10 protein-coding genes, 1 rRNA gene and 1 pseudogene are annotated in these 12,919 nt (G+C 52.0%); 2 read left to right on the forward strand and 10 right to left on the reverse strand.

The features are described 5' to 3' along the window. Nucleotides 1-97: 97 nt before the first annotated feature. The 7 genes and pseudogenes from ACYVUV_RS10650 to ACYVUV_RS10680 all read right to left on the reverse strand — a co-directional run bounded on the left by ACYVUV_RS10650 (nucleotide 98) and on the right by ACYVUV_RS10680 (nucleotide 6,206). Nucleotides 98-1,659, reverse strand: a 16S ribosomal RNA gene (locus ACYVUV_RS10650). 458 nt (nucleotides 1,660-2,117) lie between these two features. Then, entirely contained in the window at nucleotides 2,118-2,690 is a 573-nt protein-coding gene (locus ACYVUV_RS10655; RefSeq protein ID WP_484499338.1) for a hypothetical protein, read from the reverse strand. Between the two features lie 468 nt (nucleotides 2,691-3,158). Then, nucleotides 3,159-3,350, reverse strand: a pseudogene (locus ACYVUV_RS10660) (2-hydroxymuconate tautomerase); the annotation flags it as partial. Between the two features lie 75 nt (nucleotides 3,351-3,425). Then, nucleotides 3,426-4,268 (reverse strand): NAD(P)H-binding protein, encoded by an 843-nt coding sequence (locus ACYVUV_RS10665; protein WP_484499339.1) that lies wholly within the window; start codon nucleotides 4,266-4,268, stop codon nucleotides 3,426-3,428. Between the two features lie 133 nt (nucleotides 4,269-4,401). Next, nucleotides 4,402-4,830, reverse strand: coding sequence for an Rrf2 family transcriptional regulator (locus ACYVUV_RS10670; RefSeq protein ID WP_439775736.1), 429 nt, complete (start codon nucleotides 4,828-4,830; stop codon nucleotides 4,402-4,404). Nucleotides 4,831-4,919: 89 nt separating this feature from the next. Continuing rightward, nucleotides 4,920-5,399 carry a YcxB family protein gene (locus ACYVUV_RS10675; RefSeq protein ID WP_439775737.1) on the reverse strand — a complete coding sequence of 160 codons (480 nt, stop codon included), beginning with the start codon at nucleotides 5,397-5,399 and terminating at the stop codon, nucleotides 4,920-4,922. 96 nt (nucleotides 5,400-5,495) lie between these two features. Further along, nucleotides 5,496-6,206: a DUF975 family protein gene (locus ACYVUV_RS10680; RefSeq protein WP_484499340.1), complete on the reverse strand. Its 711-nt coding sequence runs from the start codon at nucleotides 6,204-6,206 to the stop codon at nucleotides 5,496-5,498. Nucleotides 6,207-6,354: 148 nt separating this feature from the next. Here ACYVUV_RS10680 and ACYVUV_RS10685 point away from each other — a divergent pair, with 148 nt between their 5' ends. Further along, entirely contained in the window at nucleotides 6,355-9,120 is a 2,766-nt protein-coding gene (locus ACYVUV_RS10685) for a DEAD/DEAH box helicase (RefSeq protein ID WP_484499341.1), read from the forward strand. 25 nt (nucleotides 9,121-9,145) lie between these two features. Here ACYVUV_RS10685 and ACYVUV_RS10690 read toward each other — a convergent pair whose 3' ends face one another. The 3 genes from ACYVUV_RS10690 to ACYVUV_RS10700 form a co-directional block, all read right to left on the reverse strand. Next, nucleotides 9,146-9,703 carry an ECF transporter S component gene (locus ACYVUV_RS10690; protein WP_439775045.1) on the reverse strand — a complete coding sequence of 186 codons (558 nt, stop codon included), beginning with the start codon at nucleotides 9,701-9,703 and terminating at the stop codon, nucleotides 9,146-9,148. A gap of 35 nt (nucleotides 9,704-9,738) precedes the next feature. After that, entirely contained in the window at nucleotides 9,739-10,572 is an 834-nt protein-coding gene (locus ACYVUV_RS10695; protein WP_484499342.1) for a pyridoxamine kinase, read from the reverse strand. Nucleotides 10,573-10,970: 398 nt separating this feature from the next. Then, the gene (locus ACYVUV_RS10700) at nucleotides 10,971-11,492 is read right to left on the reverse strand and encodes a GNAT family N-acetyltransferase (RefSeq protein ID WP_484499343.1); all 522 of its coding nucleotides are present in this window, start codon (nucleotides 11,490-11,492) and stop codon (nucleotides 10,971-10,973) included. Nucleotides 11,493-11,750: 258 nt separating this feature from the next. Between ACYVUV_RS10700 and ACYVUV_RS10705 the strand changes: the two genes are divergently transcribed. Beyond that, complete coding sequence (locus ACYVUV_RS10705) at nucleotides 11,751-12,911, forward strand: SLAP domain-containing protein (RefSeq protein ID WP_484499344.1); 1,161 nt, start codon at nucleotides 11,751-11,753, stop codon at nucleotides 12,909-12,911. The last annotated feature ends 8 nt before the right edge of the window (nucleotides 12,912-12,919 follow it).

Here is a 12,919-nt window from a genome sequence, read left to right on the forward strand (position 1 = left end):
ACTCTCAAAACTGAACAAAGTTTCTTTTGCAGTGTGCTTCCGTAACTCACAATCGTCTATTAGTGTTCCCACTCTCTGATTGTGTGTCTTTCCTTAGAAAGGAGGTGATCCAGCCGCAGGTTCTCCTACGGCTACCTTGTTACGACTTCACCCCAGTCATCTGCCCTGCCTTAGGCGGCTGACTCCTAATGGTTATCCCACCGACTTTGGGCATTGCAGACTTCCATGGTGTGACGGGCGGTGTGTACAAGGCCCGGGAACGTATTCACCGCGGCGTGCTGATCCGCGATTACTAGCGATTCCAGCTTCGTGCAGGCGAGTTGCAGCCTGCAGTCCGAACTGAGAACAGCTTTAAGAGATCCGCTTGCCTTCACAGGTTCGCTTCTCGTTGTACTGCCCATTGTAGCACGTGTGTAGCCCAGGTCATAAGGGGCATGATGACTTGACGTCATCCCCACCTTCCTCCGGTTTGTCACCGGCAGTCTCTTTAGAGTGCCCAACTTAATGATGGCAACTAAAGACAAGGGTTGCGCTCGTTGCGGGACTTAACCCAACATCTCACGACACGAGCTGACGACAGCCATGCACCACCTGTCACTGCGTCCCCGAAGGGAAAGACTTATCTCTAAGTTTGTCACAGGATGTCAAGACCTGGTAAGGTTCTTCGCGTTGCTTCGAATTAAACCACATGCTCCACCGCTTGTGCGGGCCCCCGTCAATTCCTTTGAGTTTCAACCTTGCGGTCGTACTCCCCAGGCGGAGCGCTTAATGCGTTTGCTGCGGCACTGAGAACCGGAAAGTCCCCAACACCTAGCGCTCATCGTTTACGGCATGGACTACCAGGGTATCTAATCCTGTTCGCTACCCATGCTTTCGAGCCTCAGCGTCAGTTGCAGACCAGAGAGCCGCCTTCGCCACTGGTGTTCTTCCATATATCTACGCATTCCACCGCTACACATGGAGTTCCACTCTCCTCTTCTGCACTCAAGAATGACAGTTTCCGATGCAGTTCCACGGTTGAGCCGTGGGCTTTCACATCAGACTTATCATTCCGCCTGCGCTCGCTTTACGCCCAATAAATCCGGACAACGCTTGCCACCTACGTATTACCGCGGCTGCTGGCACGTAGTTAGCCGTGACTTTCTGGTTGATTACCGTCAAATAAAGACCAGTTACTGCCTCTATCCTTCTTCACCAACAACAGAGCTTTACGATCCGAAAACCTTCTTCACTCACGCGGCGTTGCTCCATCAGACTTGCGTCCATTGTGGAAGATTCCCTACTGCTGCCTCCCGTAGGAGTTTGGGCCGTGTCTCAGTCCCAATGTGGCCGATCAGTCTCTCAACTCGGCTACGCATCATTGCCTTGGTAGGCCTTTACCCCACCAACTAGCTAATGCGCCGCGGGCTCATCCTAAAGTGACAGCTTGCGCCGCCTTTCAAACTTGAATCATGCGATTCATGTTGTTATCCGGTATTAGCACCTGTTTCCAAGTGGTATCCCAGTCTTTAGGGCAGATTGCCCACGTGTTACTCACCCATCCGCCGCTAGCGTCCAACAAATCATCCCGAAGGAATCTTTGAATTCAGCTCGCTCGACTTGCATGTATTAGGCACGCCGCCAGCGTTCGTCCTGAGCCAGGATCAAACTCTCAATTTGAAAATTGAGCCTTTTTAATCTGCTCCAGATTATTTGCTTGCGAATTGACTTCGCTTATTTGTTTGGATCAAACAATGTTTGACCCGCACACTGCGAAACTTTGTTCAGTTTTCAAAGTACCAACTTGCGTCAAGTGACGCAACGTTTTATATCTTACTCGCTTGTTTGATTCTTGTCAACAAGTTTTCGATATTTTCTTTTTTGCCTCCGCGAGAACTTCCTGTCTCACGCGACAACAAATATTAGTATACTCGTTATTTTTGAAAGGTCAAATCAAGCTTTTCATCCGGTTTACATTATGAACACCCGGCAGAGTTGTGATAAGGTGGAGCCTGATCTCGTTCGGCAATATCAAGTGTAGTTGGCATTTTTGCTTTCTTTCTGTTTTCTTTGTTCGGAAAAAGGTGATTTTTTGGCTGATATTTTTTCTAAAAGTTTTTTGCTTTTTCTTTTTTGAATTACAAAAGCGCTTTCTTATTTGTCTGTTCTTCGACAATCTCAATTGCCAATTGACAGCGGTCATAAACATCCCGCGCACTTAGATGCAGTCCTTCAGCCAGCCACTCGTACAGGATCGCATAGATAATGTGAGCTGCATTGTTCAGAGTCTTAATCGAATAGTCCCCGCTTAAGGAATGGGCATCGACGTAGCAAACTGTCTTCTTTCGCAGCAGCCATTCTACTTTCCGCGGAAAACGGGCCGCAAACTCCTTACCCTTGGCTTTCCCCTTCTCCGCATCAATCAAGGCCACCAAGTTCAAAATGAAACAACGGTCTTTTTCCATATAGGTCAATAGTCTCTTTAAGCCGCTGGCGTAATCACCACTTGCAAAGTACAAGTACTGGTCCAGCTTCTTTAATAGTAATTCTGCGCTGAGCTGCCGCATGCTGCCATAGTGGGCATAAAAGGTTGGCCGGGAGCAGGCAGCCAGCTTGCAGAACTTCTTGACGTTGATCTCACTGCCCCTCTCGCTGTCCAAGACCTGGGCCAGGATCTGGTTGGCTTCCAAAAGTTTGATGCTGGTAATCATTTTTACTACCTCCGTTCGAGACACATTATCTGTGTCTCGAACTTTTTTTGCAGCCGGCAGCGCTAAAAGGCCGGTCTGGCGCGATTTCTTGTTTATTACGATTTAGTCGTAATGGAAAATCGGCAGCGCTGCAGCCGCCAGCCCTCTTTTCTTTCCGAAAACAAAAGCCAGCCCTGACCCTTCCTTGTCAGTGCTGGCTTCGCTGTGCTGTGTTGCGTTTTATCTTCCGCTTTCGCCTCAGTCGCTGTTTTTGTTTTCTACTCACTTTTCATCTATTATCTTATCATAAAACTTATATCTAGTTTAGTTGATTCTTATACTAATTTTACTAAGATTTTTTCTTCTAAAAAAGTCCCCTCACCTTTTGTTTCTCTAGCCTTTTTCCTCTCTTGATTCACTTTGCACATTATTTCCCACCTGTTATTTTCCCGAAAAAAAGACCCACCCGCTCTGGGTGAGTCCAAATTCTTAGGCTTGTGGTTCTCTCCATTCGCCGCCTTGAGCCAGCTGCTGCTTGCCAAGTTCGCTGACAATAACAGAGATGTGTTCCTTTGGCGCGCCAGTGTCTTCTGAGATCACCCGGGTCACGTCCTTCATCATCTTTTCCAGTTGTTCTGGCGTACGGCCAGCCAAGAGTTCAATGTGTACAAATGGCATTGTTCTGCTCCTTTTTTCAAAAACAAGTAACTTTTCCTACATTATACCTGCTTTTTCAGAAAAAGCACCCCGCCAAAGCTACTTTGCCAAAAGTTCCTTGATTGCCTGGTCCAGTGGAGTCAAGCCACCCAGAACTTCTTCCAGGTCGCTGCTTTCTTCAGTCAATGAGCCATCATCAATTGGCTGCTGGAAGCTGGCGTACATTGCCGCCGTGTCATGATCCAGGCCCACGCCTTCCAAGACCTGCACGTATTCGTCCTGGCTGACCTGCTTAGCTGCAGTGTCTTCACCAGTTGCCGCGTTCAAAGCCGCTGCCAAATCCTCGTAGCTCCGTTTTGGGCCGGCAAATTCATAAACTTCCTTTGGATCGTCACTAGTCAAAACCTTGACCGCTGCTTCCGCGTATTCTCTTTCCAGTGCCCAGCCGGCAAAATTATTTGCCCAGTAAAGACGGTTGGCTGGACCTGGAGCCAGGAATGACAGATCGTTTTCCAAGTACCAGTTGTCGCGCAGGAAAGAGTGCTTGATCCCGCTCTCCTTAAGCAGCTTTTCCGTCAGCTTGTGGTCAGCTGCCAGCCAGTTGTCGCTTTCGCTGGCCTTCGGGAAGCTGGTGTAAGCCACATAGCCAACGCCGGCTTTCTTAGCAGCTTCTACCACGTTCTTGTGCTGGTCAGCTCTAGTTACTGCCCCGCCTGGCTGAGAAGAAATGAAGAGAAACTTGTCCACGCCGTCCAAAGCCTTTTCTACAGCTGTTTCATCGCCGTAGTCGGCCTGGCGGATTTCCACGCCCGGGAAAAGCTTCTTGCCCTTTTCTTCATCGCGGACGATCGCCACTACATTTTCTGCCCCAACTGCTTCGACCAGCTTCTTGACCGCGGTCTGGCCAAAGTTGCCAGTAGCCGCTGAAATAGCGTACTTCATAATTGCCTCCGTTAGTTTTCTTTTTTCTCTGTTTTGTTTACTTGTTATTTTTAAATCTACAATTATTCTAGCACGTGTATTTTTAAAGTCAACACCTTTTCCCATAAAAAAACGCCAGCTTTCGCTGACGTAATTAGGCAAGTTGCCCTTCTTCTTTTATCTGCTTGACGATTTCCTGCAGGCTGATCTCCCGCATCTTGGCAAAAGCTGCCTCTTCCACTTCCGCGTAGGCCTTGGCCAGCGGCCCTTGAATGTTGCCGCCAACTGGGCACTTCTGCTCCGTGTCTTCATCAACGTGCAGCAAGTGGTGATCCATGTCGACTGCCGCGAAAATATCATAGAGGCTGATTTCTTCCGGCTGCTTGGCCAATTCCGGCTCAGCACTCCCCTGCTTGGTCTTCAACAGCCCTGCCTTGCGCAGGTCCATCATCAGGCTCCGCACCATGCTGGGATTGGTCACGATACTGCTTGCGATCGCCCGGCTGGACAGGTCGCCATCGGGAAAAATCTCGATATAGGCCAGCAGGTGGACCGCGTCGCTCAATTTATGGGAAAATTTCATTTCTTACCAGCTCCTTTTTAAAAAGCCTGTTTTCTTAATCTTAACAGCTTTTTCCGGGATTTGCCACTTTTGCCATGTTACACGTGAAACTATTGCTGGCATTTCTCCCGCAAAAAATCGATCAGTTCCGGGCTGCAGTTCTTCTTCAAGAGCAGCATGCCTTGGTCTGAAGCCGGCATCATGATGATTTCCTCGTCAGTTTCAATATAGCGGGTGATCTGGTCATAGCGGTATTCCCCGTCCCCCCGGTTGGTCAAAATCAAAAAGTGGTCCGGGTAAAATTCGTAGCGCACGTAGTCATCCTTGATGGCCGGCATGCCCGCGTAGATTTTCTTCAACCGCCGCTTATAGAGGTAGACGATTGCCGCTGGGTAAAAAGCAATCACCAGGGCAAACATGACCGTGAAGTCGTACTGTTTCAAGGCGAAAGCCACCGCTCCGGCCGCGATCCAGATTGCTTCCGCGATCATGATGATCCGCCGCCGGCTTTTTTCCGTCACCTTCATGGCCATCCTGGTGTACTCGTTCAGGTCCATGTGCACCTCGCTGATATATAGGGCTTGTTCCATCTGCCTCACGTCCTTTCTATAAAAATTATAAGCTATTCTTCCCCGCCCGTAAAAAAAGACGCGCCATAGCGCGTCTTTGAGTCAGTCCTAACTATATTAATATTTCTCATCCTTGCTCAGCTCATAAGTTTCCGCGATTGCCAAATTATAGTATGGCATCAGCCAGATCCCCAAAATTCCCAGAGTAAAGGCGGTTAAAATGTACCAGCCCAAGAAGGACAGGTTCAAACAGAGCAGCTTCCAGACCCGGCCCTTGGTCAGCTTCCAGCCAACGCCGATTTCCGCCCAGACTGACCGCTTCTGCCCGGCCTGGACGTCTTCGTCGATCACGTAGACAACATAGGTCAGCCGCAGCTCGATCCAGACCAGCAAAACGACCAGCAAGATCAAAAGAATGATGCCTGCCACCACCGGCACTTGCGGAATGGCTGACCCAACTACCGCGGCCGCGATTGCCACGGTCCCGGTCCCGATGATCAAGGCTTCAATCACCCCATAAATGAGCAAGCGAGCAATGTGCTGGCCGGTCAAGCCGCACCAGGCATTCGGCTCTTCCCCGCCCTTTTGGATCTTATTCCGCCAGCGGTCAAAGAAGATGTAGCCGTTATCCGTCAACAGCGCGGCCGCGATTTCCAAAAGGAAAAAGATGATATTGGCTCCGGCTCCCGACTTGGAATCGGTCGCCTGGTCAACGACATTCGGTATGATATTTGCCACAATCAGCAGCAGACCCATCGGCATATAGACCTTCTTCGGGATCTGCTTCAAGTTTTCCCGGGCCAAAGCCCGGATTTCCTTCGCTTTCATTGTTCACTCCTCTGTAAAAAAGCTTTTATTATTTTCACTATTATTATAGCGCTGATTGTTTCACATGTAACATAGTTCTTTTCCTATCTGCCCTGCTGCCAGCGTATGTTATGATGGTAAAAAATCTTTCCACAGTGAGGTCGATTCCATGGAACTTTCCCCTTTGAGCCCGCCCCGGCTCGTCAGCAATCAGCAAGAAAACATCTGGCAAACCCTGCGCCGGCAGCTGCTGACCTGCCAGTCATTCACTTGGACCGTGGCCTTCATTACCGCCGACATGCTGCCAGCTTTCAAACTGGTTATGGAAGACCTGCAAGCCAGCGGAGTCCAGGGCACCATCATCACCGGGACCTACCTGGCCTTCAACCAGCCCCGGGTTTTCGCCGAACTCTTAAAAATTCCAAATCTACAAGTCCGGATCGTAGACGGCCCCTTCCACGCCAAGGGCTATCTTTTTGACCACGGGGACTGGCAGACCGCCGTCATCGGCAGCGCCAACTTCACCCGATCCGCCCTTCTGGCCAACCAGGAATGGTGCCTCAAGGTCGACTCTCAAAACGATTCGGCTTTGACCCAGCAACTAGCCGCGGCTTTAGCAGACTTGATGGCCAAAAGCCAGCCCTTGACCCGCCTCTGGCTGGCCGACTATGAAAAAAGCTGGCAGCCACCAGCCAAGCCTGTGTTACACGTGAAACAAGAAAAGATCGTTCCCAACCAGATGCAGGCAGCCGCCCTAAAAAATCTCCAAGCCATAGTCAAAAGCGGCGCCCGCCGGGCCCTGGTGGTTTCCGCTACCGGGACAGGCAAGACCTACCTGGCGGCTTTAGCGGTCAAAGACTTTGCCCCCCGCCGCTTCCTCTACCTGGTCCACCGGGAAGAGATTGCCCGCAAGGCCCTGGAGACCTTCAAAAAAGTCATCGGCGGCAAGGACAGCGACTTCGCCCTTTTGACTGGGACCAGCCACCAGCAGGCCCGCTACACCTTCGCGACCATCCAGACCGTTTCCCAGGACCAGTTCCTGGCCAGTCAGGCTGCTGATTTTTATGACTACATCTTGATCGATGAAGCCCACCGGTCCGCCGCCCCCAGCTATCAAAAAGTCCTCAGCCACTTCAGCCCGGTCTTTTGCCTGGGCCTGACGGCCACGCCGGAGCGGATGGATCAGCAGGATATTTTTGCTCTCTTTGACTACAATTTAGCCTACGAGATCCGCCTGGCCGATGCCCTGGAAAGCAAAATGCTCACGCCCTTCCACTATATCGGCATCCGCGACTACGAAATTGACGGCCAGACTTCTGATGACTTCAGCGACCTCCGCTGGCTGGGCACAAAAGAGCGGGCCAATTACCTGCTTAAAGAACTGGACTACTACGGCTATAGCGGTCCCCGCCCCTGCGGCCTGGTCTTCTGCAGCCGGCAGGAAGAAGCCCGGCAATTGGCAGAAGCTTTCACGAACCAGGGCCAGCCAGCCCAGGCCTTGACCAACCTGGATTCTCCAGCTGTCCGCCGGCAGGCGGTCAAGGACCTGGAAAACGGCCGCCTTCACTACTTGGTAACGGTCGACCTCTTCAACGAAGGCGTGGACATTCCCGCCCTCAACCAAATCGTCATGCTCCGGGCCACCCAGTCAGCCACGGTCTTCATCCAGCAGCTGGGCCGGGGCCTGCGCCTCTACCCGGGCCAAGACTTCGTCACCGTCCTGGACTTCATCGGCAACTACCAAAACAACTATTTGATTCCCCTGGCCTTAGCCGGGAAAAAGCTCTCCCGCGACCAGCTGAAATACCAGCTGCAAACCGTCAGCTTTGCCGGCCTGTCCACCATCAACTTCAGCCGGATCGCCAGCCAGGAGATCCTAGCCTCCCTGGACAAGGTCAAGCTGGACTCACTCAAGCAGCTGCGAGAAGCCTACGGTGACCTTGCCCAGCAGCTAGGCCGGCCGCCCCTTTTGCTGGATTTTGCCAAAAAAGGCCAAGTCTCGCCCCGCCTCTGGCTGGACAGCAAGTCCCTGCCCCACTACGGGGCCTTCCTGGCCAAAATGGGTCAGCCCTGCCAGCTGTCCTCTTACGAAAGCCAGCTTCTCTCCTTCGTTACCAAGGAACTGACCCCGGGTCAACGGCCGCATGAGCTTTTGCTTTTGCAGGTTCTTTTGCAAAAAGGCAAAATCAGGCAAACTGATTTCCAAGCTCTTTTGCAAAAATACGGGGCCTACGACTCACCCGCCTTGGAAAAATCTCTAGCAGCCATCCTGTCCTTGGACTTTTATGATGTCAAAAGCGGTTCGACTACCCAAAAAGCCAAGTACGGCGGCGAGCCTGTCGCCTGCTTAAAAGACGGCTGCTGGTCTTTAAACTCCAAAATTGTCCAAGGCAGTCCGGACTTCCTTCGCCTTTTTAAAGACGCGGTCAAAACCGGCTTATTCCTCGCCAAAGAAAAAGACCCAGCGCAAGACTTCACCCTTTACGCGGCTTACGACCGCAAGGAGGTCTGCCGCCTGCTCAACTGGCCGCTAGATGTCAGCCGGCCCATGTACGGCTACCGGCTGACCGGTGACGTCTGCCCGGTCTTTATCACTTATCAAAAAACTGACCAGGAGCAAAGAAACGCCCGCTACGACAACCAAGCCCGCGGCCAGCGCCTGGCCTGGTACACCAGAACTCCCCGCCACCTGTCTTCTCCGGAAGTCCAGCAGCTCTTGCGGGGCACGGAATCCGGCCAGCAAGTCACCCGGATTCCAGTCTTCGTCAAGCGGGCTGATGCCTACGGCCCGAAGTTTTACTACCTGGGCTCGGCAAAAATTGATCCTGCCACGGTCCGCGAGGTTAAGCTCAAGGGCAAGAGCGCGGTTGGCCTGGACCTGGTCCTGCCTGATCCCCTGCCGGCCAAAATCGCCGACCAGCTTTTTGGCAATTAAAAAGGCTTCCCAGCCGGGAAGCCTTTTAGTGTGCCCGCTTCATGACGCGGACGGTAATATCTTTCAATGCAAAGTAGAGAATTGGCGTGCAAACCGCGGTTGAACAGGAGTTGATTACCGTGGCCAGCAGGCTCAAGAAGGCCGCTACCAGGGCCGGCTGCAAAGCCGTCCCGGCCATCAAGGCCTCCACGACCGTCGTCGCGTAAGAGGTAAAAATCTTGGTTACCCCGGCGATGACCGCCAAAATAATGATGTTCTTCTTGCTGTCGTTGTACTTCATGCCCTTGTAGACAGCTGACAAAACGGCAGCCACGACTACGACTTCCAGCATGGTCAGCCAGCTGGTAGCCGCGTAGCCGTTGAGAATGTCAAAGCCGCCCAGGCCGATGATCCCCGCCAAGGCCCCATTGCGGAAGCCCAGGTAGAGAATTGCCACGGCCGTCAAGGTGTTGCCGAAGTGGATGAAAGGCCGGCCCACGACTGCCGGCAGCGGGATCCGCAGGACCCAGATGCCGATATAAATCATGGCCGCGAACAAGCCGGTCATCACGACTGCTCTTAAAGAATTCTGTTCATCGCGCATTTTTCTTCTCCTCCTAAAAATAGATGATCAATGCACTAATTTTGCAACTGCCGCAAGAGCCAAGGCAGGGCCGCCGCGTAATTAGGGCCGAAGCGCTGGTCCTGGTCCAAATCAGTCGCCAGGATTGCCTTGGCCACGAAGTCTCCGGCCACGCCAGCCGCCTGCTCCAAGTCCAGCCCGTGAAGCAGGCCGGCCAAGAGGCAGCTGGCAAAAAGGTCCCCGGTACCAAAATAGCTACGCGGAATCCGGTCCTGGGTTCTTTCCCAAACCCGGCCGCCCCGGCTGAGCCCGTAAACCCCAATCCGGTTGTCGGCCAGGGGCACCCCGGTCAAAACCACCTGGGACAGGGCAAACTTCTGGGCCAGGCGCTGGGTAATCACGCAGGCCCGGTGGCTGTCAACCTCAGTAAAGTCGACCGGCTCATTCAAGAGCAGCAAGGCTTCAGTCAAGTTCGGCGTCAAAATCGTTGCCTGCCGGGCCAGCCGCTGCATCTGGACAACATAGCTGTCATCAAAGCCGCGGTAGAGACGGCCGTGGTCAGCCATGGCCGGGTCCAGCAAGATCAGTTTCCCCTGCCGGCTGTATTCTTCCAGCCCCTTCTCCCAGACCCGGCTGGCTGCCTGGCCCAGGTAGCCCAAATAGATGGCGTCAAAAGAGATATTTTCCTTGTCCCAGTGCGCCCAAATATCTGGCAGACTGGCCGACAGGTCCAGGAAGGTGTTCTCCCCGAATCCGCCCGTATGCGTAGACAAAATTGCCGTTGGCAAAGCCGCGGTCTGCAGGCCGCTGGCCCCTAACACGGGCAAGGCGACCGCCAGCGAGACTTGACCAACGCAGGATAGATCTTGACTGATCAAGACTGATTTCACTTTTGGCCCCTCCTTGTTGCTCAGTAAGCTCTATTATATGCTTGCTTAAAAAATATGAAAGCAATTCGTGCTGACTTTTTTCTAATCTGGTAATAACTAGTATAACACGCACGTTTTCATTTTCAGAGCACAAGAAAAGCCAGTTGCTTAGAAGAGCAGCTGACTTTGGTTAGGAATGTGTTGTGTATGTATAAAATTCAATGCAATGTTACATTGAGGAAAGAAAAATAAAAGAAATTTGGATGTTGCAACTTGCGGCTCTCCACAACCTCAAGCTACGAATCTAATATACAAGATAGTTGTGATGGAATTATGATCTTTTCCTTACGAATTTCAAAACAACTATTATTTTTAAACTGTTTGCTTATATTGTTTACTTATTACTTAGTAAGTATAATTTAAGCCGTGACTAATTCGTAGACGTAGCTGATTTCACTTTCCCGGTAGACCCCGTGCAGGGTGCCCACCCGCTTGAAGCCGCTCTTTTCGATCAAGTGCTGCATCGGCAGGTTGTCCTCATGGGTGTCGACTCTGACGGACTTGACGTCATTGAAGCCGCTGGTAAAGTAATTGATCACGGCCTGGTAGAGCTGTGAGGCATAGCCGTGGCCGGTATGGTCGGAGTGGATAGCTACCCGGTGAACAGTGACGTAGTCATTCGTGTCGACTTGCCAGTGGCCGTCCAACTGGTCGTAAGCGTGGTCCGGCGCTGGAATGATGGTCAAAGTCCCGACGGTTTCCCCATCGTCGGCCTTGGCCAAGTAAGCGTAGCCGTTCTCGATGTCCTCGCGGACGTGGTCAGGGTTCGGGTAGTCCCCCTGCCACTGGTCAATCCCGCTTTCCGCCAACTGGTTGCGCCCGTCCTGCAGGATCGCCATCACTTGGTCAAAATCTTTCAGTTCTGCTTTTCTGATCTGCATTTCCTATCGCTTCCTTATCTATATTGCTGGTTCATGACAACGACAAAGGGTATTTTACATAAACAGGCGGACAAGCTCAAACGATCTGCTTAAAGTGAAGCCTTTTCAGTACCAAAAAGCTGTAACATTATTTAAAAATTAGAAAAGTCTGTGTCAAGGTTTTGTAACATTACAGTTATATAATGAGAATTGTTGCAAAATAAACCACTTATTTTGAGCATTTGAAGCCAACACAATTTTTTAATGGGAGTACCTTACATGAAGCTTAAACACCTTAAACTGCTTGCATTAGTCTCCACATTGACGGCAGCTGTCAGCATGAGCTTTGCCGGCCTGGCACAGGCCAGCACGACCAGCGCCAGCAGCCGTTCTTATGGGGTCGACGTGTCAAGCTACCAGCCAACCAGCACGACCAAGTACAGCAAGGCGGGCGCCCAGTTCGTCATTGTCAAAGTCAGCGAAGGCACCAGCTACCGGAATCCAAACGCCAAGGCACAAGTAGCCAGCGCCAAGGCCAACAACCTGTTGCCAATGGCCTACCACTTCGCCAACTTCGGTTCCAGCTCATCCAGAGCCAAGAGCGAAGCGGACTACGCTATCGCCAGCGCCAAGGCTGTCAGCCTGCCAGCAGGCTCATACCTGGCTTGTGACTGGGAAACCAGCAGCGGCAACTCAACCAGCGGGAGCAAGAGTGCCAACACCAGCGCCATCATGGCCTTTATGAAGAAGATCAAGGCCGCCGGCTACCAGCCATTGCTCTACTCTGGTTCTTACCTTTTGAACAACGCGGTCAACACGAGCACGGTTACGGCAAGCTACCCTAACTCACTGTGGGTAGCCTACTACACCAGCTCAGGCCGGATCGACGCGCCAGACTTTTCATACTTCCCGTCAATGAACGGGGTCATCATCTGGCAGTTCACTGAAAACTGGAAGGGTCTGAACGTTGACGGGAACATCTCAGTTCTGCCTCTGTCAATCAGCTCAAGCTCATCATCCAGTTCTTCATCAAGCTCCAGCTCATCTAAGACGCCAGCCAGTCAAGCACCTGTAAGCAAGACTAAGAAGAAGATCATGTCTAAGTCTTACGTCTACACTTCCGCCGGCAAGAGAACCGGTGCTTACAAGAGCGCGTACACTTACGTTTACGTGATCGGCGGGATCGTCAAGATCGGCAGCAGCAACTACTACAAGATCGGGACCAACCAGTACATCAAGGCTAACAACGTTGACGGTACTGCCCGCAAGCTGGTTCACAATGCTTGGACTTACAACAGCAAGGGCAAGCGGGTGAAGTCAGTTGCTACCTTGAAGAAGGGCAAGCAAGTCTTCACTTACGGCGGCAAGCGGAAGATTGCTGGCAAGACTTACTACCGGATCAACGTCGGCCGTTACATCAAGGCTGCCAACGTGAAGTAAGCCGGACC

This window comes from Lactobacillus sp. WILCCON 0149, from assembly GCF_057197965.1.